This window comes from Streptomyces sp. NPDC051105, assembly GCF_040682795.1.
Taxonomy (GTDB): Bacteria; Actinomycetota; Actinomycetes; order Streptomycetales; family Streptomycetaceae; genus Streptomyces.
Genome location: NZ_JBFBBR010000011.1, coordinates 13,981 through 37,068 on the forward strand (window position 1 = coordinate 13,981; position 23,088 = coordinate 37,068).

Consider the following 23,088-nt stretch of genomic DNA (forward strand, 5'->3'; position numbering starts at 1 on the left):
CGTGCTGGGTGACGGAGGAAATACCCGCAGGCGCCCGGCGGCCCGGGGAACGGGCTGCCGGACGCCTGCGGAGACGTGCGGGTTATGCCTGCGGAAGGCGGTCCAGCTGGGCCTGGATCCGGGCGATGTCCTCGTCCGCCTTGGCCAGCCGGCCGCGGATCTTGTCCACCACGTTGTCCGGGGCCTTCGCCAGGAACGCCTCGTTGCCCAGCTTGGCGGTCGCCTGGGCCTTCTCCTTCTCGGCGGCCGCGAGGTCCTTGGCGAGGCGCTTGCGCTCCGCCGCCACGTCGATCGTGCCGGAGAGGTCGAGGGCGACCGTGGCGCCGGCGACCGGGAGGGTGGCCGTGGCCGCGAAGGCGTCGCCCTCCGGCTGGAGGCGCAGCAGCTGGCGGATGGCCGCCTCGTGCGGGGCGAGCGCCGTGCCGTCGAGGGTGAGGCGGGCCGGGACCCGCTGGCCGGGCTGCAGGCCCTGGTCGGCGCGGAAGCGGCGGACCTCGGTGATGACGGACTGGAGACTCCCGATCTCCCGCTCGGCCGCCTCGTCGCGGAAGCCGCTGTCGGACGGCCAGTCGGCGATGACGACCGATTCGCCGCCGGTGAGCGTCGTCCACAGGGTGTCCGTGACGAACGGGACCACCGGGTGGAGGAGCTTCAGGGTGACGTCGAGGACCTCGCCGAGGACCCGCTGGGAGACCTCGGCGCCGCGGCCGCCCGCCTGGAACGTCGTCTTCGACAGCTCGACGTACCAGTCGAAGACCTCGTCCCACGCGAAGTGGAAGAGGGAGTCCGACAGCTTCGCGAACTGGAAGTCGTCGTAGAACGCGTCGACTTCGGCGACCGTCTCGTTGAGGCGGGAGAGGATCCAGCGGTCCGTCGCCGACATCTCGGCCGGGTCCGGGAGCGGGCCCTCGACGGTCGCGCCGTTCATCAGGGCGAAGCGGGTCGCGTTCCAGATCTTGTTGGCGAAGTTACGGGACGCCTGGACCCACTCCTCGCCGATCGGGACGTCGGTGCCGGGGTTGGCGCCGCGGGCCAGGGTGAAGCGGACGGCGTCGGAGCCGTACTTGTCCATCCAGTCCAGCGGGTCGACGACGTTGCCGAAGGACTTCGACATCTTCTTGCCGCGCTCGTCACGGACCAGGCCGGTCAGCGCGATGGTACGGAAGGGAACCTCGCCGTCCATGGCGTACAGGCCGAACATCATCATCCGGGCGACCCAGAAGAAGATGATGTCGTGGCCGGTGAGCAGGACGTCGGTCGGGTAGAACTTCCGCAGGTCCGCGGTCTGTTCGGGCCAGCCGAGGGTGGAGAACGGCCACAGGCCGGAGGAGAACCAGGTGTCGAGGACGTCGGTGTCCTGGCGCCAGCCCTCGCCCGCCGGCGGCTCCTCGTCGGGGCCGACGCAGACGATCTCGCCCTTGGGGCCGTACCAGACCGGGATGCGATGGCCCCACCACAGCTGGCGCGAGATGCACCAGTCGTGCATGTTGTCGACCCAGTCGAAGTACCGCTTCGACATGTCCTCGGGGTGGATCTTCACCCGCCCGTCGCGGACCGCGTCACCGGCCGCCTTCGCCAGCGGGCCGACCTTGACCCACCACTGCATGGACAGCCGCGGCTCGATGGTGGTCTTGCAGCGCGAGCAGTGGCCGACGCTGTGGACGTACGGCCGCTTCTCGGCGACGATCCGGCCCTGCGAGCGCAGCGCCGCGACGATCGCGGACCGCGCCTCGAAGCGGTCCAGGCCCTCGAAGGGGCCGTGGACGGTGATGACGGCCCGCTCGTCCATCACGGTGATGGACTCCAGGCCGTGCCGCTGGCCGATCGCGAAGTCGTTCGGGTCGTGGGCCGGGGTGACCTTGACGGCACCCGTGCCGAACTCCGGGTCGACGTGCGGGTCCGCGACGACCGGGATCGTGCGGTCGGTCAGCGGGAGCTTGATGCGCTTGCCGACCAGGTGCCGGTACCGCTCGTCGTCCGGGTGGACGGCGACCGCGGTGTCACCGAGCATCGTCTCCGCACGCGTGGTGGCGACGACCAGCGTCTCGTCGCCCTCGCCGTACTTGATGGAGACCAGCTCGCCGTCGTCCTCCTGGTACTCCACCTCGATGTCCGAGATGGCCGTCAGACAGCGCGGGCACCAGTTGATGATGCGCTCGGCGCGGTAGATCAGCTCGTCGTCGTAGAGCTTCTTGAAGATGGTCTGGACGGCCTTGGACAGGCCCTCGTCCATGGTGAAGCGCTCGCGGTCCCAGTCGACACCGTCGCCGAGCCTGCGCATCTGGCCGAGGATCTTGCCGCCGTACTCTTCCTTCCACTGCCAGACGCGCTCGACGAACTCCTCGCGGCCGAGGTCCTGGCGGGACTTGCCCTCCTCGGCGAGCTGCTGCTCGACCTTGTTCTGGGTGGCGATGCCGGCGTGGTCCATGCCGGGCAGCCACAGCGACTCGTAGCCCTGCATGCGCTTGCGGCGGGTCAGCGCGTCCATCAGCGTGTGCTGGAAGGCGTGGCCCAGGTGCAGCGAGCCGGTGACGTTGGGCGGGGGGATGACGATGGTGTACGCGGGCTTGTCGCTCTTGGCGTCGGCCGCGAAGTAACCGCGCTCCACCCAGCGCTCGTACAGCGTCCCCTCTACGTCGGCCGGCGCGTACTGGGTCGGCAGTTCGGTGCTGGGCGCTGTGGGCTGCTGCTGAGCATTCTCGGTCACGGGGCTCAGTTTAGAGGTGTCACGGGGCAGTCCCGAAACGCGTTTGTTCTGTAACGGTGAGCACCCCTGTGCCGTGTGTCCCCTGTGGCTGAGCCAGGATGTCAGGAACACATAAGCATCTGGAGGGGAACCCAGAGATGAGCTACCACCAGCCGGGTCCGTACGGAGGGCCGCCGCCGCAGCAGCCGGGCCCGTACGGAGGGCCGCCGCAGCAGCAGCCGGGTCCGTACGGCCAGCCGCCGCAGGCGCCCCAGCCCGGCTACGGCTACCCCCAGCAGGCCCCGCCGCAGCCGGGGCCCTACGGCCGGCCGCCGCAGCCCCAGCAGCCGGGCTACGGCTACCCGCCCCAGGGCGTTCCCCCGCAGGACAACCCGTACGGCCAGCAGCAGCCGCCCTACGGCCAGCCCCCGTACGGCCAGCAGCCCTACGGCGTTCCGCAGCCACCGGCTCCGGGCGGCGGGAGGAAGAAGACGGGCCTGGTCATCGGCGCGGTGGCGGTGGTGGCCGCCGTCGCGGTCGGCGCGTACTTCGTGCTCGCCGGGGGCGGGAGCGGCGGACTCGAGGACGACGGGCCGCACAAGCTGACCGCGCCGGCCTCGGTCCTGTCCGCCAAGTACAAGCGGGTGGGTGACTCAAGCGAGCAGAAGACGAGCTCGAGCGACGCCGAGGATCTCGCCAAGTCCGGTGTCACCGACGCCACTTCGGTCACCGCGATCTACTCGACCGTCGACCTGGAGTCCCTGGACACCAGCGACCCGGCGGACGTGGCGAAGGCGCAGACCGCCGAGAACGTCACCCTCTTCGGCGTCTACGGGTCGGTGAAGGACCCGGAGGCCGCGCTGGACGCCACCTTCGCCAACATGAAGAAGGACAGCACCTCGGACGAGGACGTGCAGTTCGTCGGCGACGCCCGGTCCGTCTCGCCCGACGGGCTGGACGGCGCGGTGATGAAGTGCCAGCAGGCGAAGGGCAAGAACCAGCTCACCGGCAAGGCCCAGACGGCCTACCTGTGCATCTGGGCGGACTACAGCACCATCGGCATGGTGGAGCCGACGGCGGCGGTGAAGTCGTACGGCATCGACGAGTCGGCGAAGATCGCGGCCGATGTACGGAGTGAGGTGCGCGTCGCCAAGTAGCCACCGCTGACCCACACGAAAGCGCCGGGCCCCTCCTCGGAGGAGCCCGGCGCTTCGGTGTTGACGTGGTTACGCCGACTTCTGCTCGCCCGCGCCCCGGCCGCGCGCGTCGCGCGGGATCAGGGTCGGGTTGACGTTGGAGTGGACGACGTCGGCCGTGATGACCACGCGGGCCACGTCCTTGCGGGACGGCACCTCGTACATCACGGACATGAGGACTTCCTCCATGATGGCGCGCAGGCCGCGCGCGCCGGTCTGGCGGAGGATGGCCTGGTCGGCGATGGCCTCCAGGGCCTCGCGCTCGAAGTCCAGCTCCACGCCGTCGAGTTCGAAGAGGCGCTGGTACTGCTTCACCAGCGCGTTGCGCGGCTCGATCAGGATCTGGAGCAGGGCCTCGCGGTCCAGGTTGTGCACCGAGGTGATGACGGGCAGCCGGCCGATGAACTCGGGGATCATGCCGAACTTCACCAGGTCCTCGGGCATGACGTCCTCGAACTGGTCCTTGGACTGCAGCTCGCGCTTGGAGCGGATCGTCGCGCCGAAGCCGATGCCCTTGGCACCCGCCCGGGACTCGATGATCTTCTCCAGGCCGGCGAACGCACCGCCCACGATGAACAGCACGTTCGTCGTGTCGATCTGGATGAACTCCTGGTGCGGGTGTTTGCGGCCGCCCTGCGGCGGGACCGAAGCGGTGGTGCCCTCCAGGATCTTCAGCAGGGCCTGCTGCACGCCCTCGCCGCTGACATCCCGGGTGATCGACGGATTTTCACTCTTCCGCGCGACCTTGTCGATCTCGTCGATGTAGATGATCCCGGTCTCGGCCTTCTTGACGTCGTAGTCGGCCGCCTGGATGAGCTTGAGGAGGATGTTCTCGACGTCCTCGCCCACATAGCCCGCCTCCGTCAGCGCGGTCGCGTCGGCGATCGCGAACGGGACGTTCAGCATGCGGGCCAGGGTCTGCGCCAGGAGCGTCTTGCCGGAACCCGTGGGGCCCAGCAGCAGGATGTTGGACTTCGCCAACTCGATGGCGTCCTCGCGGCTCTGGCCGCCGCTGTTCTCACCGGCCTGGACCCGCTTGTAGTGGTTGTACACCGCGACCGAGAGGGCCTTCTTGGCGGCCTCCTGGCCGACCACATAGCCCTCCAGGAACTCGTAGATCTCGCGGGGCTTGGGGAGTTCCTCCCAGCGCACCTCGCTCGTCTCGGCGAGTTCCTCCTCGATGATCTCGTTGCAGAGGTCGATGCACTCGTCGCAGATGTACACACCGGGCCCTGCGATGAGCTTCTTGACCTGCTTCTGGCTCTTGCCGCAGAACGAGCACTTGAGCAGATCGCCGCCGTCACCGATGCGTGCCACGGTGTGCTTCCCCTTCGCCTGGGAGACGCCCGGACTCTTTCGAATCCAAACGGCTCCTGGTGCTGCCTTATGTCGACGGTACCTTGCCGGGACCCCCGTACGGGCCCCCCTTGGCACGGTTCACTTTGACGTGCGCCTTGCCGAGCCCACGGTCAAACCGGGCCAAGGGCGGCAGAGACTACATCCTCTGTCAGCGGACGTCCGCGTTGTTCATCTTCCGGGTGGAGATGATCTGGTCCACGATGCCGTACTCCAGCGCTTCCTCGGCCGTGAGGATCTTGTCGCGCTCGATGTCCTCGCGGACCTGCTCGATCGGCCGGTTGGAGTGCTTGGCCAGCATGTCCTCCAGCTGCTCACGCATCCGCGTGAACTCGTTGGCGATGATCTCCAGGTCGGAGAGCTGGCCGCGGCCGGTGGAACCGGCCGGCTGGTGGATCAGCACACGGGAGTTCGGCAGGGCCATGCGCTTGCCGGGCGTGCCGGCGGCCAGCAGGATGGCCGCGGCGGAGGCCGCCTGGCCCATGCAGACCGTCTGGATGTCGGGCTTCACGAACTGCATCGTGTCGTAGATCGCCGTGAGGGCGGTCATGTCGCCGCCCGGGCTGTTGATGTAGATCGAGATGTCCCGGTCCGGGTCCATCGACTCCAGGCACAGCAGCTGCGCCATGACGTCGTTGGCGGAGGCGTCGTCGATCTGGACGCCGAGGAAGATCACACGCTCCTCGAAGAGCTTCGCGTACGGGTCGTACTCGCGAATGCCCTGGGAGGTGCGCTCCACGAAGCGCGGGATGACGTAGCGGGCGTCGGGCCGGGGACCGTCGTAACGGGCGTCGGCGGCGCCGGGGAAGTTGCTCATGAGGGTGTTCACCGTCCTGGTGGCGTTCGGGGGGCTGGAGTCTCGGCGGAGCGTGGCGTGGCCGGGCTCAGGAGGCGCCGGTGCCGCCGCCTCCCGGAACACCGGAGGCATGCGTGATGATCTCGTCAATGAGACCGTACTCCTTGGCCTCTTCCGGGGTGAACCAGCGGTCGCGGTCGCCGTCGCGGATGATCGTCTCGACGGTCTGGCCGGAGTGCAGGGCGGTCAGCTCGGACATGGTCTTCTTGGTGCGCAGCAGGTACTGGGCCTGGATCTTGATGTCCGAGACCGTACCGCCCAGGCCCGCGGAGCCCTGGTGCATCATGATGTCCGTGTGCGGCAGGGCGAAGCGCTTGCCGGCGGTGCCGCCGGTGAGCAGGAACTGGCCCATCGAGGCCGCCATGCCCATGCCGATGGTGACCACGTCGTTCGGGATGTACTGCATGGTGTCGTAGATCGCCATGCCGGCCGTCACCGAGCCGCCGGGGCTGTTGATGTAGAGGTAGATGTCCCTGCCGGGATCGGCCGCGAGCAGCAGCAGCTGCGCGGTGATCTTGTTCGCGATGTCGTCGTCGACCTGCTGGCCGAGGAAGATGATCCGCTCGCCGAGCAGCCGATTGTAGACCTGGTCGCCGAGGCCACCACCGATGGAAGGCTCGCCGGCGGCGGAGGGCATCAGATTCGTCACGTATCCACCTGCTCGTCTTACGACGGCGCCGGGCCGTCTCACGTTTCCGTAGCCGGGGGCTTGGCTGCCCTCGTACTCATGGACCCTAACGCGATGGTCCCTTCGGGGAATCCCGGTAACAGGGCTGTTCGCCGGGGGCGTAGAGCCTCCGGCGGTGGGCCGATGGCTACTCGCCGTGGTTGCGCCGGCGCAGGTGCGTCCGGCGGAAGGGCCGCCGCCGACCCGCCGCGGCTGTGCCGGTGGGAGGCGGCTGCGGGTCCGATGCGGCCGTTCGCGCAGTTCCCCGCGCCCCTTTCGGGGCGCTGACCCCAGGCCCTATGACAAGGGGCCCCCGGGCAGTGCCCAGGAGCCCCTTCTACGTCGCTGGAGGCGCCGTGGGCTCAGCCCTCGGTCTTCTCCTCGGCGGGCTCGTCCGTGGCCTCGGCGGCGGCCTCGGTGGCCTCCGTCTCGTCCTCGTCGTCCAGGTCGACGAGCTCGCCGTTGGTGTCCTTCACCGTGGCGGCCTCGACCACGACGGCCAGGGCCTTGCCGCGGGCCACCTCGCCGACCAGGAGCGGGACCTGACCGCCCTCGACGACGGCCTGGGCGAACTGGTCGGGGGACATGCCGGAGGAGGCCGCGCGCCGCATGAGGTGCTCGGTGAGCTCCTCCTGGTTGACGTTCAGCTTCTCGACCTTGACCAGCTCGTCGAGGACGAACTGGGTCTTGATGCCCTTGACCGCGGCTTCCTTGGTCTCGGCCTCGAACTCCTCGGCGGTCTTGCCCTGGATCTCGAGGTACTTCTCGAGGTCGAGACCCATCTGGCCGAGCTGGTGGTGCTCCAGGTTGTGCTTGCGGGTGTTGATCTCGTCCTCGAGCAGCTTCTCGGGGACGGGCACCTCGACGAGCTCCAGGAGCTTCTCCAGGACGCGCTCCTGGGCCTGCGTGGCCTGGTCGTACGTCTTCATGTCGGCCAGCCGCTTGCGGCTGTCGGCCTTCAGCTCGTCCAGGGTGTCGAACTCGGAGGCGAGCTGCGCGAACTCGTCGTCCAGCTCGGGGAGTTCACGCGCGGCGACCTGGGTGACCTTGACGGTGACCTCGGCCTCCCGGCCGGCCGCGGAGCCGCCCTTGAGCTCGGAGGTGAAGGTGGCCTCGCCACCGGCCTCCAGGCCCTTCACGGCGTCGTCGATGCCGTCGAGCAGCTCGCCGGAGCCGATGGTGTAGGAGACGCCGCTGGCGATGCCGTCCTCCAGCACCTCGCCGTCGACCTTGGCCTCCAGGTCGATGGTGACGACGTCACCCTCCTCGGCGGCCCGCTCGACCGGGGAGGTGGACGCGAAGCGCTCGCGGAGCTGCTCCACGGACTTCTCGATGTCCTCGTCGGTCACCTCGACCGCGTCGACCTCGACCTCGATACCGGAGTAGTCCGGGATCTCCAGGGCGGGGCGGATGTCGACCTCGGCGGTGAAGTTCAGCGTCTCGCCGTCCTTCAGCTCGGTGATGTCGACCTCGGGCTGGCCCAGCGGGTTGAGCTCGGCCTCGTTGACCGCCTCGGTGTAGAACTTCGGAAGCGCGTCGTTGACGGCCTCCTCCAGCACCGCACCGCGGCCGAAGCGCTGGTCGATGACGCGCGCCGGGATCTTGCCCTTGCGGAAGCCCTTCACCGTGACCTGCTGGTTGATCTTCTTGTACGCCGCGTCGAGGCTGTCCTTGAGCTCCTCGAAGGGCACCTCGACAGTGAGCCGAACCCGAGTCGGGTTCAGGGTCTCCACGGCGCTCTTCACGGTTCGGTCTCCTTGTGGCTGACTGCTTGGGTTCTGCCGGGACCAGAGAGGCCCGGCGGAGTTTCGCCGCCCGGAGGAGTTCGTAGGCCGCCGAGTGGGGGCCGGGACACGCGGGCGCGCAGCTTGCATAGTAACCGCAGCCGCTCAGCGCCCCAAAAGGCGATCAAGACGGACGCCGTCATTCGGTGGTCGGGGTGGCGGGATTTGAACCCACGGCCTTCCGCTCCCAAAGCGGACGCGCTACCAAGCTGCGCCACACCCCGTTTCGGTGCGACACGTAGGGTACATGCCCGGGCCGCCCACGTCGGCCGCTTTGTTCACCCGCGTCGGACTCGCGTCCGCGAGGACCAACACGTTGGCCTACGCGGTGTACGACCCGCTACGATGCCTTCTGTGCCGCGGTCACGGACCTGCGGCGCGTGTTGTGCGGGCGTAGCTCAATGGTAGAGCTTCAGTCTTCCAAACTGACTACGCGGGTTCGATTCCCGTCGCCCGCTCCGCGTGGCGAAGGCCCAGGTGCGAGGTTCCGACCTCCTGCCTGGGCCTTCGGTGCGTCCGGGGCCGGGCCGCCGTCGCGGGGCGGGCGCGCCGACCGTGCGGACGGAGGAGCGGACGCCGTACAGGGCGTACGGAATCTACGTCTGGTGTTCCGTTGTCCACGTCTCGTGTTCCGTCGCGCGGTCCGGGCGCGCGCCCACGCGCGCCCACGCGGTCAGAAGCTGATCGAGTTGATGGTCTGCGCTATCGAGTCGAGGAAGCGCTGGATGGAGGGGGCCATCCCGGTCGACGCGAGGAAGAAGCCGAAGAGGACGGCGACGATCGCGGGGCCGGCCTTGATGCTCCCCCCTCTGATCAGCACTACCAGGATGATCGCCAACAGCAGCACCACAGACAGTGAAATGGCCACAACTGATCACGCCCTCGGTCGGTTCCGCTCTCCCGGCCCGGGGGTACGACCCCGCACCCCCGCCAGAACCATCGTGCCACCAACCCGGCCGCACTATGCGGCCCGTGACACAACGTCGACAACTCACCGCCCACCGGCCCCCGCCCGCACAGTAATTCGAGGCTCCACCCGGCCGTAGATCCAAGGCAATTGGCAGACATGGTTTCGGTGTCCACACAACGCGTGCGCAGCCCATTCGAATTGTTGACACAGACACCACAAGACAGGCTCACATGCCGACGTTATGCACCAATTAGTCAGGATGAATAGGGACATCGCGGGTGTAAGTGCCGCATGAAACCGCATGGGTATCGGAGTCGACCCGGGTAAATCGACCGGCGGTTCACAGGACGGTCACGGCGGATATGCAGCATTCACGTCGGTGGTTTTACGAAATCCCACAGGCGCCGCTAGGGTGCCTCAGATGTTTGCCGCCGCCACGTCCCCCGGCCAGAACCCAGCACCGCGTCCCCCGGCCCGGCCGCCGGTGGACAGACAGCGCGACGCGTTCTTCGACAACGCCAAGTACCTGGCGATCGTGCTCGTCGCGATGGGTCACTCCTGGGAGCCGCTGAAGGGCGACAGCCGCGTCCTGGAGGCGCTGTACAGCGCCGTGTACGCCTTCCACATGCCGGCGTTCATCATCATCTCCGGCTACTTCTCCCGGAACTTCGACATGCGCCCGGACCGGCTGAAGCGGCTGGTCACCGGTGTGGTCGTGCCGTACGTCCTGTTCGAGACCGCCTATTCGCTGTTCCAGCGGTACGTCGACCACTCCCCCGGTCAGGACATCAGCCTGCTCGACCCCTGGTACCTGACCTGGTTCCTGTGCGCGCTGTTCGTCTGGCGGCTGACCACGCCGATCTGGCGGGCGGTCCGGCACCCGCTGCCCGCCGCCTTCCTCGTCGCGATGCTGGCGTCCGTGTCCCCCAGCATCGGTGACGACCTGGACCTCCAGCGGGTCCTGCAGTTCCTGCCGTACTTCGTGCTCGGCCTGTGTCTGCGGCCGGAGCACTTCCGGCTGGTACGCCGGTGGCCGGTGCGGATCGCCGCGGTGCCGGTGTTCGCGGTCGCGCTGGCGTTCGCGTGGTGGTCGGTGCCGCGGATGAACACCGCGTGGTTCTACCACCGGGACTCCGCGCAGGAGCTGGGTGCGCCGTGGTGGTGCGGGCCGGTGATGGTGCTCGCGATGTTCGGCTGCTCGATGTTGCTGACGGCCTGCTTCCTGTCCTGGGTACCGGGCCGGCGGATGTGGTTCACGACACTGGGCGCGGGCACGCTGTACGGCTATCTGCTGCACGGTTTCGTCGTGAAGTACGGCGACCACGCGGGCTGGTTCGACGCGAGGTGGCTGCACGGTCCGCTCGGCGAGATCCTCGTCACCGCGCTCGCCGGCGCCGTGGTCACGCTGCTGTGCTCCCGGCCCGTCCAGCGGGTGTTCCGGTTCGCCATGGAGCCGAGGATGGCCTGGGCGTTCCGGCAGGACCCGGCGGAACTGGCGCGGGGCCGGCAGAGCCGGGAGGGCCGGGAGAGCCTGGAGAGCCGGGAGGGCCGGGAGGGCTGGGAGGGCCGGGAGGGCCGGGAGGGCCGGGAGATGGCCAACGCGTGATTCCGCTTACGCGGGCAGACCCAGGAGGGCGCGCAGCCGGGCGTACTTCTCGGTCAGCCGTTTCCGGGTGTCCTCGTCGAGTACGGCGAGCCGGCCGGGGTCGGCGTTGTGCGCGAGGTCGGCCTGTTTGACGAGGAGCGCGCCCGGGGTGTCGAGGATGCGGCGGGCGTACGCCTCGGGGGGCTCGCCGGGGCGTTTGGTGACGGCGAGGACGATCGCCCTGGTGCGGGCGGTGAGGGGGGCCGCCGCCAGCCAGTCCGCCGTGAGGGCATGGTCCTCGACGGCGTCGTGCAGCCAGGCGGCGGCGATCTGCTCCGGGTCACCGCCGCGGACGCGGACGCCTTCGGCGACGGCGGCGAGGTGCTCGGCGTAGGGGCGGCCGGCCTTGTCGGTCTGCGCCGCGTGCGCGGCTCGGGCGAGGGCCTCTACTTCGGCGAGGGAGAGCGGGGTCGGGGTCGGGGTCACGGTGCGAGTATCCCGTGGCGGGGGTGGGGGCGGGGACGCTTACCGGCGCTTGCAGGGTGCCGCCTGCGCCCACCCGTGCCGCCTGGGGGGCACCTCCCAGGCCCTTAAGCCACTGGGGGAGGCACGCCTGCCCGCAGCTGGGGAGAGACGGCGGGCGAAGCGCCCCGTAAGGAGCGCGAGGCCGTATCGAGCTGCGGCTCCGCCACGTGGGCGCGACCAGCCCCCACCGGCCCGCAGCCCAACCGTCGGCCTCCTCACCGCGCCGCCTCCCGGCAGATCAGCAGCAGCGCCCGGTCGTCGTTCACGTCCTTCGCCACCGCCTCGATCAGGTGCCAGGCCGCCCCGTGGAAGCCGCCGGCGACATAGCGGTCGGCCTCTCCCGTGAGGCGGTCGATGCCCTCCACGATGTCCCGGTCCGACGTCTCCACCAGGCCGTCCGTGAAGAGCATCAGGACGTCCCCCGGCCGCAGCGAGCCCTTGACCGAGTCGAACTGCGCGCCGTCGTACACGCCCAGGAGAGGCCCCTCCGCGGCCTTCTCCTCCCAGCGGCCGCTGCCCGCGCTGAGCTGGAGGCCCGGGGGGTGGCCCGCGGAGTACAGCTCGTAGTCGCCCGAGTCCAGGTCGAGGACCAGGTGGATCGAGGTGGCGAAGCCCTCGTCCCAGTCCTGGCGCAGGAGGTAGCCGTTGGCGGCGGTGAGAAAGGCGTGCGGGGGCAGCGACCCCAGGAGGCCGCCGAACGCGCCGGACAGCAGCAGGGCGCGGGACGCCGCGTCCATGCCCTTGCCGGAGACGTCGGTGAGGACGACCTCCATCGTGCGGCCGTTGTTCGTGCGGGCCGCGACCACGAAGTCGCCGGAGAAGGACTGTCCGCCGGCCGGCCGCAGGGCCATCTCTCGGTGCCAGCCCGGCGGCAGCTTCGGCAGCTTGCTCTGCACCCGGATGCGTTCGCGCAGGTCGAAGAGCATGGTGCCGCCGCGCCGCCAGGGCACACCGACCCGGCTGCGGAACTGGGCGGTGAGCAGCCCGAAGAAGCCGCAGGCGGCGACGACGAGGACCACGCCCGGGGTGACCCGGGAGGGGCCCTCGGTGTAGGGGCCGAGCCGTACCGACTCCACGATCAGCGCCGTGGCCGCCGCCGCGTACAGACCGAGCAGGCTTGCCGGGCGCAGCAGAAGGCCGCCCGCGATGATCGGCAGGACCAGAGAAGCCGGGGAGAACCACACGGAGTTGGCGAGGGTCATGGCCGCCAGCACCGGGACGGTCAGCAGCAGACCGATGAGCGCGATCCAGTCCGAGCCGTCGCCGCGGAAGTAGTCCACGGCGCTTCTGCGCAGGCCGACGCGGGCCCGGTGCCACTGCATCTTCCACCGGGCCGTGAACGTCTCGGCCTTTCCGCGCCGATCTCCGTCTACTGCCATTAGTTCGGGACCCTATCCATCGGACCAGCTGCTTGGCACGGGAGGTCCCACTTGTCCCCCGTCCGAGGTTCACCGTCGACTGCGACTTCACAGTGAACTTCACCGGAAGCCCCCGCGTCGGCGTCCGGGAGAAATTCGCTAGCTCGTCCCGCATTGCCCCTGATAGGCATGGCGTATGGCGAGTGACCGTACGACCGAGTTGAAGGTGCTGCGTGCCGAGGAGTTCGACGGCTGGTGGGACCACCTGGTGCGGGCTTTCGGGGCCGGCCCGGCGTCGGCCGAGGAGCGCGAGCTGGACCGGTCGCTGACGGAGGTCGAGCGTTCGCTGGCCGTCTGGGACGGGGCCGAACTCGTCGGGACGAGCGGGGCGTTCAGCTTCCGGATGACCGTGCCGGGCGGTGCCGTGCTGCCCGTGGCCGGCGTCACCATGGTGAGCGTGTCCGCGACACACCGGCGGCGCGGGGTGCTGACCGCGATGATGCGCCGCCAGCTGGACGACGTACGGGAGCGGGGCGAGGCGCTCGCCGCGCTGACCGCCTCCGAGCCGGCGATCTACGGCCGCTTCGGGTACGACGCGGCGACCTACCAGCTGCACGCCGAGATCGACACGAGCCGGGTGACGCTGGACGTACCGGCCGGCACCGACGACGTACGGCTGCGGTACGCGGCGCCGGCCGACGTGCTCGACGCGTGTGAGGCGGTGTACGCGGAGCTGGTGCCGCTGCGGCCCGGGATGCTGGCCCGGCAGCCCGGCTGGGAGCGGGCGGGGCTGCTGGACCCGGAGAGCGAGCGGGACGGGGCGTCGGCGCTGCAGTGCGTGGTCGCCGAGCGGGAGGGGCGGGTCACCGGGTATGCCCGGTTCCGCACCAAGCTGGGCTGGTCGCCGAGCGGGCACGACGGCACGGTGACGCTGGAGGACCTGGCCGCGCTGGACACGGCGAGCGACGCGGCGCTGTGGCGGTTCCTGTTCGGCATCGACCTGATGTCGAAGCTGACGGTACGGGGGCGGCCGGTCGACGACGCCTGGCAGTACCTGGTCTCCGACATCCGGCGCTGTCTGACGCGGGTGCGGGACATGGGGTACGTCCGTGTCGTCGACGTCGGTGCGGCGCTCGCGGCGCGGACCTACCAGGCGCCGGTGGACGTGGTGCTGGAGGTGGCCGACGCCTTCTGCCCGTGGAACGCGGGGCGTTGGCGGCTGGCCGGCGACGCCAAGGGCGCGTCCTGCGAACGTACGACCGATTCGGCCGAACTCGCCCTGTCCGTACGGGAGCTGGGAGCGGCGTACCTCGGTGGTGTCTCGCTGCTGTCGCTGGCCCGCGCCGGCCGGGTGCGGGAGCTGCGGCCGGGGGCGCTGGCGGAGGCGTCGACGGCGTTCGGGTCACCAGTGCTGCCGTGGCTGCCGCACGGTTTCTAGTGCGCGCCGCTCAGCGTTCCTGACCAGCGTCTCTGACCAGCGTCTCTGATCAGCGTTCCTGGCAGCGGGGGCACCAGAAGAGGTTGCGGGCGGCGAGGTCGGCCGTGCGGATCTCGGTGCCGCAGACGTGGCAGGGCAGGGTGGCCCGGCGGTAGACGTACACCTCGCCGCCGTGGTCGTCGACGCGCGGTGGGCGTCCCATGGCCTCCGGGGTGTGCTCGGGGCGGACGGTGTCGATGCGGTTGTTCCGCACGCCCTCGTGCATGAGCTCGACGAGATCGGCCCACACCGCGTCCCACTCGGCGGGCCTGAGCTCCTTGCCCGCGCGATAGGGGTCGATCCCGTGCCGGAACAGCACCTCGGCGCGGTAGACGTTGCCGACCCCCGCGATGACCTTCTGATCCATCAGAAGCGCGGCGACGGTCGTACGGCTGCGGGAGATCCTCCGGTACGCGACGCCCGGGTCGGCGTCGTCACGGAGCGGATCCGGGCCGAGCCGGGCGTGTACGGCATGCTTCTCCGCGTCGGTGATCAGGGCGCAGGTGGTGGGGCCGCGCAGGTCGACGTACGAGGTGGCGTCGGCGAGGCGGAGCCGGACGGTGTCGGTGGCCGGGGGTGCGGGGGCGTCACCGAAGGTGACCTTGCCGAAGAGGCCGAGGTGGATATGGACCCAGTCGCTGTCGCGGAAGCCGAGGAAGAGGTGCTTGCCGTGGGCCTCGGTACGGGTGAGTTCGGCGCGGTCCAGCAGGGCGGCGGCGTCGGAGAACTTGCCCTGCGGGCTGCTGACCCGCACGGGGCCGGTGAGCCGCCGGTAATCCGCCGCGAGCCGGTGAATAGTGTGCCCTTCCGGCACGAAAGCCATTCCTTTCCTACCCGCCCGCCCGACTCGCTCAGTGAAGAGGAGTACGTCGAGTAGACAGGAGACTGAGAGCACCCCGTCGAACGGAATGAGGGGCGCACCATGAGCCAGGAGCGCGCCGTGAGGGGCGCGGGGCTGGGTTGATTCGCGGCTCCGCCGCGTGGATGCGTTCAGCCCCCGCCGGGCCGCGGCCGTGCAACCGCCGGCTGCCCCGGGCCTCGCCTCTCGGTGGGCCGAGTCGGGTGGGTGGCAGGCGGCCGGGCGGGGAAAAGTGTTACGGCTGGGGGTGGTGCGCCGGGATCGGCGGGAGGTCGCCCGTCGTCTCGTACTCCGTCAGCATGTCGATGCGGCGGATGTGGCGCTCGCCCTCGGAGAACGGCGTGTTCAGGAAGGTCTCGACGAACTTCGTCGCCTCCTCCTGCGTATGCATCCGCGCCCCCACCGCGACGACGTTCGCGTTGTTGTGCTGCCGGCCCAGCGACGCGGTCTCCTCGCTCCAGGCGAGTGCCGCCCGCACGCCCTTCACCTTGTTCGCGGCGATCTGCTCGCCGTTACCGGAGCCGCCGATGACGATGCCGAGGGACTCGGGGTCCGCCGCCGTCCGCTCGGCCGCGCGGAGGCAGAAAGGCGGGTAGTCGTCCTGGGCGTCGTAGATGTGGGGGCCGCAGTCGACGGGGTCGTGACCCGCTTCCTTCAGCCACTCGACGAGGTGGTTCTTGAGTTCGAAGCCCGCATGGTCGGAGCCGAGATACACGCGCATGGGACGAGTGTGACATGCCCGTTAACGCACGGCAGCGTCGGGGCCGGACCCCGGAAAGTGTGAGTAACACTACAGAACCTCAGGAAAACCTCAAGTAACGATCTGGAATCAAAGGTTCAGGAATTCGCCTGCCTCCGTTTCACTGGACCAACTCGTACGCCGCTCGTACGGGACCTCCGCTCAACGGCGCAAAGGAATTCCCCCATGACTTCGCAGCCGACCACGACTGCCACGTCCCCGGCCGGTGATCCCGGCAACGGTCTGCACGCAGGACTCAAGAACCGTCACCTGTCGATGATCGCCATCGGCGGTGTCATCGGCGCCGGCCTCTTCGTCGGTTCCAGTTCCGGTATCGCCACCGCAGGGCCCGGCATCCTGCTGTCGTACGCCCTCGTCGGCACGCTCGTCGTCCTCGTGATGCGGATGCTCGGCGAGATGTCCGCCGCCAATCCGACCTCCGGTTCGTTCTCCGCGCACGCCGACCGCGCGCTCGGCCGCTGGGCCGGGTTCTCCATCGGCTGGCTGTACTGGTTCTTCTGGGTCGTGGTGCTGGCGGTGGAGGCCACCGCCGGTGCCAAGATCCTGGAGGGCTGGATCCCGGCCGTGCCCCAGTGGGGCTGGGCGCTCATCGTGATGGTGGTGCTCACCGCCACCAACCTGATCTCGGTCGGCTCCTACGGCGAGTTCGAGTTCTGGTTCGCCGGGATCAAGGTCGTCGCGATCGGCGCGTTCATCGTCGTCGGCCTGCTGGCCGTCCTCGGCGTGCTGCCCGGCGTGCACGCGGACAAGGCGAGCTTCGCCAACCTCACCGACCACGGCGGATTCCTGCCCCACGGGCCCGGCGCGATCCTCACCGGTGTGCTGCTGGTCGTCTTCTCCTTCATGGGCAGCGAGATCGCCACCCTGGCCGCCGGTGAGTCCGAGGACCCGCAGCGGGCCGTCACCAAGTCCACCAACAGCATCATCTGGCGGATCGGCGTCTTCTACCTCGGCTCGATCCTCATCGTCGTCGCACTGCTGCCCTGGAACGACCCGTCGATCAAGGAGAAGGGCTCGTACGTCGCCGCCCTCGACTCCCTCGGTATCGCGCACGCCGGCGAGATCATGAACTTCATCGTGCTGACCTCGGTGCTGTCCTGTCTCAACTCCGGTCTGTACACGGCCTCCCGGATGGCGTTCTCGCTCGGGCAGCGCGGCGACGCGCCGAAGGCTTTCGCCCGGACCACCTCCCGCGGTGTGCCGATGGCCGCGATCATCGCCTCCGTCGTCTTCGGGTTCGTCGCCGTCTTCTTCAACTACCGGTTCCCGGACTCCGTCTTCCTCTTCCTCGTCAACTCCTCCGGCGCGGTCGCCCTGTTCGTCTGGCTGGTCATCTGCTTCTCGCAGCTGCGCATGCGGAAGATCATCCAGGCCGAGGCGCCGGAGAAGCTCGTCGTGAAGATGTGGCTGTACCCGTACCTGACCTGGGCGACGGCCGGTCTGATCGTGTTCGTCCTGGCCTACATGCTGACCGACACGGAGGGCGAGAGCAGCGGTCGTACGACCGTGCTGCTGTCGCTGCTCGTCGCGGCGCTCGTGATCGCCGTCGCCGTGGTGAAGCAGAAGCTCACGGGGGGCCGCGTGGCGGCGACCGCCGCGGAGGCGGGCGAGCCCGCCGACAAGGTGTCCGTCGGCTGAGCCGTCCGCCGGTCACAGCAGGGTGAAGCCCTCCTTGACCTGCTGGTACGTCCGCACGGCCTGGGTTTCGATCGCCGGCTGGTACCAGGTGTTGATCTGGTACGACTTGCCGTCGGCGTCGAAGCCCAGCAGCCGTGCGTGCCAGCGGACGCCCTTGAGGGTGAAGGTGTACTCCCAGATCACCGCCGGGTAGCCGCGGAACTCCGTCTCGACCAGCCGGATCTTCGTGTAGTCCTGGCCCTGGTGGGCGCTGCGTTCGGAGGCACTCCAGCTGTCCATGAGGTCGCCGCGGGCCAGGGAGGACTTGGCGACGAGTTCCTGGCTGCCGTCGGGGGAGGTGTAGTGCACCTCGGCGCCGGTCTTCACGTCCCTGCGCCAGCCCTTCGGGGTCACCCAGGCGAAGCCGCCGGCCTCCTCGTGGGCGCCGGGCGGGAGGCTGCGGGGGCGGGCGGTGCCAGCCACTGTGGCCGACGGGGAAGTGGTGGCCGAGGGGGTTGGAGAGGTGCCGGTCGCTGTGTCGCTGTCGCCGCCGCCTGTTGTGGTGGTGAGGAGGATGGCGAGGGCGGTGGCTACCGCCGCGGTTCCCAGTACGGCCAGGAGAGTTGTGCGTTTGGGGGCTTTGCGGTGGTGGGGCACTGCGGGTGCGTGGTGGCTTGTCGCGCTCCGCGGCGGAGCCGCTGCTGGATGCAGCCCCGCGCCCCTTTCGGGGCGCTTCAGCTCGGGGCGTTGCGATGCGAAGCCTGTCGGAGGGGGAGCCTGGAGGGTGGGCCCTGCCGAGTTGCTGGGCGGAGTTTCCGAGCGGACCTCTGAGCGTCGCGTCGCCGCCTCCGTCGAGGGGCTCACCGGCGGGGACGTCCGCACCTCCGTCGGCTGCGGCTGCGGGCGTTCGTCCTCGGGCTCCGGCACGCGCAGCTTCGTCAGGTCCACGTACGCCGGTGTCGGGCGCTCCGCCGGAGCCGGAGCCGGAGTCGGCGTCGGAGTCGGAGTCGGCGTCGGCGTCGGCGTCGGCGTCGGCGTCGGAGTCGGAGTCAGAGTCGGCGTCGGAGCCGGAGCCGGAGCCGGAGCCGGAGCCGGAGCCGGAGTCGGAGCCGGAGCCGGAGCCGGGGCCGGAGTCGGGGCCGGAGTCGGGTAGGTCTCCGTCGGGGTCTGGGGTGGGTACGCCACTGGACGCAGGGTCTGTTCCACCTCCGCCAGGCCTGGCCTCGCCGTCGGTTCCTTCGCCAGCAGCGCTGCCAGCAGGTCGTGCAACGGGCCTGCCGCGGCGGGGAGTTCGGGCTCCTCGTAGAGGACCGCGTGCAGGGTGGCCAGCGTCGTGTCGCGGGAGAAGGGGGAGCGGCCGCCGAGGGCCGCGCACAGGGTCGCGCCGAGCGACCAGACGTCCGACGGCGGGCCCTGCGGACGCCCCGAGATCCGCTCGGGTGCCATGTAGTCGGGGGAGCCGACGAGCATGCCGACCATGGTGAGCGCCTTGGCGTCCTGGATCGCCGCGATGCCGAAGTCGGTGAGGACGACCCGGCCGGCCGCGTTCTCGACGAGGACGTTCCCGGGTTTGATGTCGCGGTGCAGCACTCCCCCGGCGTGCACCTGGCGCAGCGCGGCGACCAGGCCGAGGCCGATCCGGGCCGCCGCCCGCGGGCTCAGCGCCCCCTCCTCGGCCATGATCCACTCCAGGGAGCGGCCGTTGACCAGCTCCATGACGATCCACAGGCGTTCGCCCTCGTCGACGACGTCGTAGACCCGTACGACATTGGGGTGGTCGATCCGGGCGGTGGCCCTGGCCTCGCGCAAAGTGCGTTCGCGGCGGGTGCGGGTGTCCTCGGCGTCGAGGCCGTCGATCCGCATCTCCTTGACGGCGACCTGCCGGTCCAGCGTCTCGTCGGTGGCCCGCCACACCCGCCCCATTCCCCCCTGCCCGATACTCTCGGCCAGCCGGTAGCGACCGGTCACCAGCAGCCCCGGGACACCACCGTGCACCGTGCTCTCCGAATTCCCTGGACCAACCGAATTCCCTGGACTACCGGAATTCCCTGAGATCCCTGAACTCCCTGAATTCTCCGGCAATTCGCTGCACCCCCTCAACGACCGCCCCTGCTGACACACAATGGTCACACTTACGGCCATACCAGCATAGTGCGGAGAAATCTTGTGGTACCTCTTCAAGTGACCGCGAATTCAGGCGCGGTCCAGGGGGTTGCAAGGGGGACGAACATGAGTTCTCGTCGTATGGCAGTCGTCGCGGGATCGCTGGTCACGGCATCTTTCTCGGCCGTGATGATCCTTCCGTTCACGGCTGCCGCCGATGACCAGGGACCGGCAAGCGGCAAGGGGGGAAAGGCGGTTGACCAGGCACCGGCGGGTGTGAAGCTGACGACCACACTGCCCGAGAAGATCTCGGTCGACAACAGTTCACAGAAAACGGCGATTACCGCCACGGTCAAGAACGAAGGCACCAAGGACAGCGCCGACATCAGGCTTTTGGTGGTCGGTTTCGACGGCCTGAAGGTCACGAACGTGCAGGGCTGCGACGCCATCGCGGCGAAGGACCTGCCGGCCGGTTCGAACAGCGGCTTCAGTTGCCCGGTCGGCGCGCTCGGCGCGGGCAAGTCGAAGTCGTACCCGGTGGACGCCACCTTCGACCTGGGCAAGACCGGGAAGATCTGCCTGCCCGTGCAGAGCGCGGACGGGAAGAAGACCTTCTGGCAGCAGGGCCCGGTGCCGTTCGGTACGACGAACCCGTCGCCGAACGCCCCGGCCACCCCGCTGCTGCTAGGCACCGACAACAAGCCGGTCGGACCGAGCGGCGACCAGTTGCCGAAGACCGGTGCGGGCAGTGACGTGCTGCCGCTCGGCGCGGCCGGCGCGGCACTGATCGCGGCCGGGGCGGCGGGCGTGTGGTGGTCACGGCGGCGGACCGGCTGAGCGGGACACCCACGGGAAGGGGCCCGGGGCGCGTGCGCGCCCCGGGCCCCTTCCCGTATCCGATGCCGTCAGCCCTTGTCGGCCATTCGGTGCCGTCAGCCCTTGTCGGCCATTCGGTGCCGTCAGCCCTTGTCGGCCATTCGGTGCCGTCAGTTCTTGTCGGCGAACTTCCAGGCGGCCGGCAGCGCGCCCATCGCCAGGGCCGCCTTCACCGCGTCGCCGATCAGGAACGGGGTGAGGCCCGCGGCGATCGCCGCGGACGCGGACAGGTCGGCGGCGTAGGCCAGGTACGGCACACCGATCGCGTAGATGATCGCCTCGCCGAGCAGCATCGTGCCCGCCATCCGCAGCACGTCGCGGTCGGCACCGCGGCGGGCCAGGGCGCCCACGACGGCGGAGGCGAGCATCATGCCGAGGATGTAGCCGAAGGAGACGGAGACCCCGGAGGTGCCGCTCGCGAACCACGGCACGCCAGCGAGGCCAGCCAGCGCGTACAGGGCGAGGGAGAGCAGACCGCGGCGGGCGCCGAGGGCGGTGCCCACGAGCAGGGCCGCGAAGGTCTGGCCGGTGACCGGGACCGGGGAGCCCGGGACCGGGACGGCGATCTGGGCGGCGAGGCCGGTGAGCGCGGCGCCGCCGACCACGAGGGCCACGTCACGTACCCGGGACGCGGGCAGGAGATCGGCGAGGACGGTGCCGGTGCGGGTCGACGCGGCTGCGGTGGCGGTGCTCATGGGGACTCCGCGAGGTGAGGGTGGGCGGACAACCAGGGGACACCGTGACGCTATCCCGGGCCGCCTGAGCCGAACACGTCAGCGATCGACAAAGGCCGGAACGGGCGCTTGGTGGGCTCCCCACAAAGGGTGCGGGCTACACGCGGTTCAAGGTGACGCCGATCACTGAGGCAGCGATGTTTCCGTCACGTCAATGGCGTTGAACAGGCCTGTGGAGTTCCACCAATCGAATCCTAGTGGGCTGGTGGGATTCCAGGGTGCTGCCCTACGCTTTCGGACATGGTCGCCCAGTCCCGGAACTTCACGTCGCGTCGCTATGTCGACCTGCGACGGCAAGGGGCTGCCACCTGTCGCCGTCCGGCCTGAGGTCGTGCGGCAGGGACCGGACCCGGCGCGCCTCGATCGCCCAGACGTGTCGGCCCCCGTTCCCGAGGACGGTTCCCATGCCCCGTACCGCGGCACCCCCGCTCCCCTCTCCCCCCGGCGACCGGCGGCGTACCAGCGCCAGCGTGGTGCTGCGGTCGGTGCTGGAGCACGGGCCGGTGGCCCGCTCCACCATCGCCCGGCTGACCGGCCTTTCCCCGGCCTCCGTCACCGACTACTGCGCCCGGTTCACCGAACTCGGCCTGATCCGGGAGGCGCGGGCGCCGCGCCGGGCCGGCGGGGTGGGCCGGCCGCACGTGCCCGTCGACCTGGACGACTCGCGGTTCGTGGTCGGTGGGGTGCACGTGGCCGTGCCGTACACCACGGTCGCGCTGCTCGACCTGCGCGGCCGGGTGGTCCTGCGGCGGGAGTTGAAGCACCGGGACACCGAGCCGCGCGGGGTGCTGGAGCGGGCCGCCGCCGGGCTGGCCGCGCTGCTCGACGGGGTGCCGGGCAGCCGGCCGCTGGGCGTCGGGGTCGCGGTCGGCGGCTGGGTGGACCGGGACTCCGGGACCGTCGTCGAGCACCCGCTGCTGGGCTGGCGCGAGGTGCCGGTGCGCGAGCTGCTCGGCGCGGCCACCGGGCTGCCGGTCCATGTGGACGGGCACGCCCGGGCGTTGGTCAACGGGGAGCGGCTCTTCGGGCGGGCCCGGGGCAGCCGGAGCGTGCTGCACCTGTTCGTCGGGAACGTGGTCGACGCGGCCTTCGCGACCGGCGACGAGGTGCACCACGGCCCGCGCTCGCAGGCGGGCACGATCGCCCATCTCCCGGTGCCGGGCGGCACGGAGCCGTGCGACTGCGGGCGCACCGGCTGCCTCCAGGTGGAGCTGAGCGAGCGGACGCTGGTGCGGCGGGCCCGGGCGGCCGGGGTCGTCGACGGCGCCAATCCGATGGACGTCCTCGCGGCGGCCGGCGCCGGTGATCCGGTGGCGACGCGGCTGCTGGTGGAGCGGGCGCGGCTGACCGGGCGGGCGGCGGGGCTGCTCCTCGACGTCCTCAACCCGGAGAGCGTGGTGGTCACCGAGGTGGGCGTCCTGAACCGCGAGGACTGCCTGGCCGCCCTGCGGGAGGCGGTCGGACCGGAGCGGGCCGCCCTGGTCGCGCCGACCAGTTTCGGGGACCGGGTGCTGGCGGTGGCGGGCGGTTCGGTGGTCCTCGACGTGCTGTACCGGGACCCGTTGAGCGCGTCACCACGGCTTATTTAATTCAGAAACTCGGAATGTTGACAGCCGTCGTCCACGGCAAGGAACATCCTTCTCATGACCTGTCGCACCCTCTGTTGCTGACGTCTTGACGCGCTCCGAGCGCGCATTTCCCGCTGCGTGAGATCTCTCTTTCCGGCCTTCTTCCGCCGG

General features: G+C 70.0%; 18 protein-coding genes and 2 tRNA genes. 7 read left to right on the forward strand and 13 right to left on the reverse strand.

Annotated features, from left to right (window positions below; all coding sequences use genetic code 11):
- Window positions 1-82: 82 nt before the first annotated feature.
- On the reverse strand, window positions 83-2,707 hold the full coding sequence (locus tag AB0N16_RS26225; protein ID WP_365800677.1) for a valine--tRNA ligase: 2,625 nt from the start codon (window positions 2,705-2,707) through the stop codon (window positions 83-85).
- Window positions 2,708-2,844: 137 nt separating this feature from the next.
- Between AB0N16_RS26225 and AB0N16_RS26230 the strand changes: the two genes are divergently transcribed.
- Window positions 2,845-3,843 carry a hypothetical protein gene (locus AB0N16_RS26230; protein ID WP_365800679.1) on the forward strand — a complete coding sequence of 333 codons (999 nt, stop codon included), beginning with the start codon at window positions 2,845-2,847 and terminating at the stop codon, window positions 3,841-3,843.
- A 69-nt stretch (window positions 3,844-3,912) separates the two neighbouring features.
- On the opposite strand, the gene clpX is transcribed toward AB0N16_RS26230, so the two are convergent.
- The 5 genes from clpX to AB0N16_RS26255 form a co-directional block, all read right to left on the reverse strand.
- A complete protein-coding gene (gene clpX / locus AB0N16_RS26235; RefSeq protein WP_365800681.1) occupies window positions 3,913-5,199 on the reverse strand; it encodes an ATP-dependent Clp protease ATP-binding subunit ClpX in 1,287 nt (428 codons plus the stop codon).
- 190 nt (window positions 5,200-5,389) lie between these two features.
- Window positions 5,390-6,055, reverse strand: coding sequence for an ATP-dependent Clp protease proteolytic subunit (locus AB0N16_RS26240; protein WP_365800683.1), 666 nt, complete (start codon window positions 6,053-6,055; stop codon window positions 5,390-5,392).
- Between the two features lie 67 nt (window positions 6,056-6,122).
- Window positions 6,123-6,731 (reverse strand): ATP-dependent Clp protease proteolytic subunit, encoded by a 609-nt coding sequence (locus AB0N16_RS26245; protein ID WP_365801175.1) that lies wholly within the window; start codon window positions 6,729-6,731, stop codon window positions 6,123-6,125.
- 392 nt (window positions 6,732-7,123) lie between these two features.
- Window positions 7,124-8,506: a trigger factor gene (tig, locus tag AB0N16_RS26250; protein ID WP_365800685.1), complete on the reverse strand. Its 1,383-nt coding sequence runs from the start codon at window positions 8,504-8,506 to the stop codon at window positions 7,124-7,126.
- A 186-nt stretch (window positions 8,507-8,692) separates the two neighbouring features.
- Window positions 8,693-8,769: transfer RNA gene (locus tag AB0N16_RS26255), tRNA-Pro, on the reverse strand.
- A gap of 163 nt (window positions 8,770-8,932) precedes the next feature.
- On the opposite strand from AB0N16_RS26255, the gene AB0N16_RS26260 reads away from it, so the two are divergent.
- Window positions 8,933-9,003 (forward strand) — tRNA-Gly (locus AB0N16_RS26260).
- A gap of 215 nt (window positions 9,004-9,218) precedes the next feature.
- On the opposite strand, the gene AB0N16_RS26265 is transcribed toward AB0N16_RS26260, so the two are convergent.
- Complete coding sequence (locus AB0N16_RS26265) at window positions 9,219-9,413, reverse strand: hypothetical protein (RefSeq protein WP_054231893.1); 195 nt, start codon at window positions 9,411-9,413, stop codon at window positions 9,219-9,221.
- Window positions 9,414-9,876: 463 nt separating this feature from the next.
- Here AB0N16_RS26265 and AB0N16_RS26270 point away from each other — a divergent pair, with 463 nt between their 5' ends.
- The gene (locus AB0N16_RS26270; RefSeq protein WP_365800688.1) at window positions 9,877-11,061 is read left to right on the forward strand and encodes an acyltransferase family protein; all 1,185 of its coding nucleotides are present in this window, start codon (window positions 9,877-9,879) and stop codon (window positions 11,059-11,061) included.
- A 6-nt stretch (window positions 11,062-11,067) separates the two neighbouring features.
- Here AB0N16_RS26270 and AB0N16_RS26275 read toward each other — a convergent pair whose 3' ends face one another.
- Together AB0N16_RS26275 and AB0N16_RS26280 are read right to left on the reverse strand one after the other, a co-directional pair.
- Complete coding sequence (locus AB0N16_RS26275; RefSeq protein WP_365800690.1) at window positions 11,068-11,526, reverse strand: HD domain-containing protein; 459 nt, start codon at window positions 11,524-11,526, stop codon at window positions 11,068-11,070.
- A gap of 254 nt (window positions 11,527-11,780) precedes the next feature.
- The gene (locus AB0N16_RS26280; protein ID WP_365800692.1) at window positions 11,781-12,944 is read right to left on the reverse strand and encodes a PP2C family protein-serine/threonine phosphatase; all 1,164 of its coding nucleotides are present in this window, start codon (window positions 12,942-12,944) and stop codon (window positions 11,781-11,783) included.
- Between the two features lie 175 nt (window positions 12,945-13,119).
- Between AB0N16_RS26280 and AB0N16_RS26285 the strand changes: the two genes are divergently transcribed.
- A complete protein-coding gene (locus AB0N16_RS26285) occupies window positions 13,120-14,361 on the forward strand; it encodes a GNAT family N-acetyltransferase (RefSeq protein ID WP_365800694.1) in 1,242 nt (413 codons plus the stop codon).
- A gap of 49 nt (window positions 14,362-14,410) precedes the next feature.
- Here the strand turns inward: AB0N16_RS26285 and AB0N16_RS26290 are convergent, their stop codons facing one another.
- On the reverse strand, window positions 14,411-15,214 hold the full coding sequence (locus AB0N16_RS26290; protein ID WP_365800696.1) for a DNA-formamidopyrimidine glycosylase family protein: 804 nt from the start codon (window positions 15,212-15,214) through the stop codon (window positions 14,411-14,413).
- 280 nt (window positions 15,215-15,494) lie between these two features.
- The gene (locus AB0N16_RS26295) at window positions 15,495-15,980 is read right to left on the reverse strand and encodes a ribose-5-phosphate isomerase (protein ID WP_365800698.1); all 486 of its coding nucleotides are present in this window, start codon (window positions 15,978-15,980) and stop codon (window positions 15,495-15,497) included.
- 204 nt (window positions 15,981-16,184) lie between these two features.
- Here AB0N16_RS26295 and AB0N16_RS26300 point away from each other — a divergent pair, with 204 nt between their 5' ends.
- Entirely contained in the window at window positions 16,185-17,657 is a 1,473-nt protein-coding gene (locus tag AB0N16_RS26300) for an amino acid permease (RefSeq protein WP_365800700.1), read from the forward strand.
- Between the two features lie 12 nt (window positions 17,658-17,669).
- On the opposite strand, the gene AB0N16_RS26305 is transcribed toward AB0N16_RS26300, so the two are convergent.
- Complete coding sequence (locus AB0N16_RS26305; protein ID WP_365801177.1) at window positions 17,670-19,607, reverse strand: protein kinase; 1,938 nt, start codon at window positions 19,605-19,607, stop codon at window positions 17,670-17,672.
- Window positions 19,608-19,865: 258 nt separating this feature from the next.
- Here AB0N16_RS26305 and AB0N16_RS26310 point away from each other — a divergent pair, with 258 nt between their 5' ends.
- Window positions 19,866-20,576, forward strand: coding sequence for an LPXTG cell wall anchor domain-containing protein (locus AB0N16_RS26310; protein WP_365800702.1), 711 nt, complete (start codon window positions 19,866-19,868; stop codon window positions 20,574-20,576).
- Window positions 20,577-20,725: 149 nt separating this feature from the next.
- Here AB0N16_RS26310 and AB0N16_RS26315 read toward each other — a convergent pair whose 3' ends face one another.
- The gene (locus AB0N16_RS26315) at window positions 20,726-21,310 is read right to left on the reverse strand and encodes a biotin transporter BioY (protein ID WP_365800704.1); all 585 of its coding nucleotides are present in this window, start codon (window positions 21,308-21,310) and stop codon (window positions 20,726-20,728) included.
- 443 nt (window positions 21,311-21,753) lie between these two features.
- Between AB0N16_RS26315 and AB0N16_RS26320 the strand changes: the two genes are divergently transcribed.
- Window positions 21,754-22,938, forward strand: coding sequence for an ROK family protein (locus AB0N16_RS26320; RefSeq protein WP_365800706.1), 1,185 nt, complete (start codon window positions 21,754-21,756; stop codon window positions 22,936-22,938).
- Window positions 22,939-23,088 lie beyond the last annotated feature (150 nt).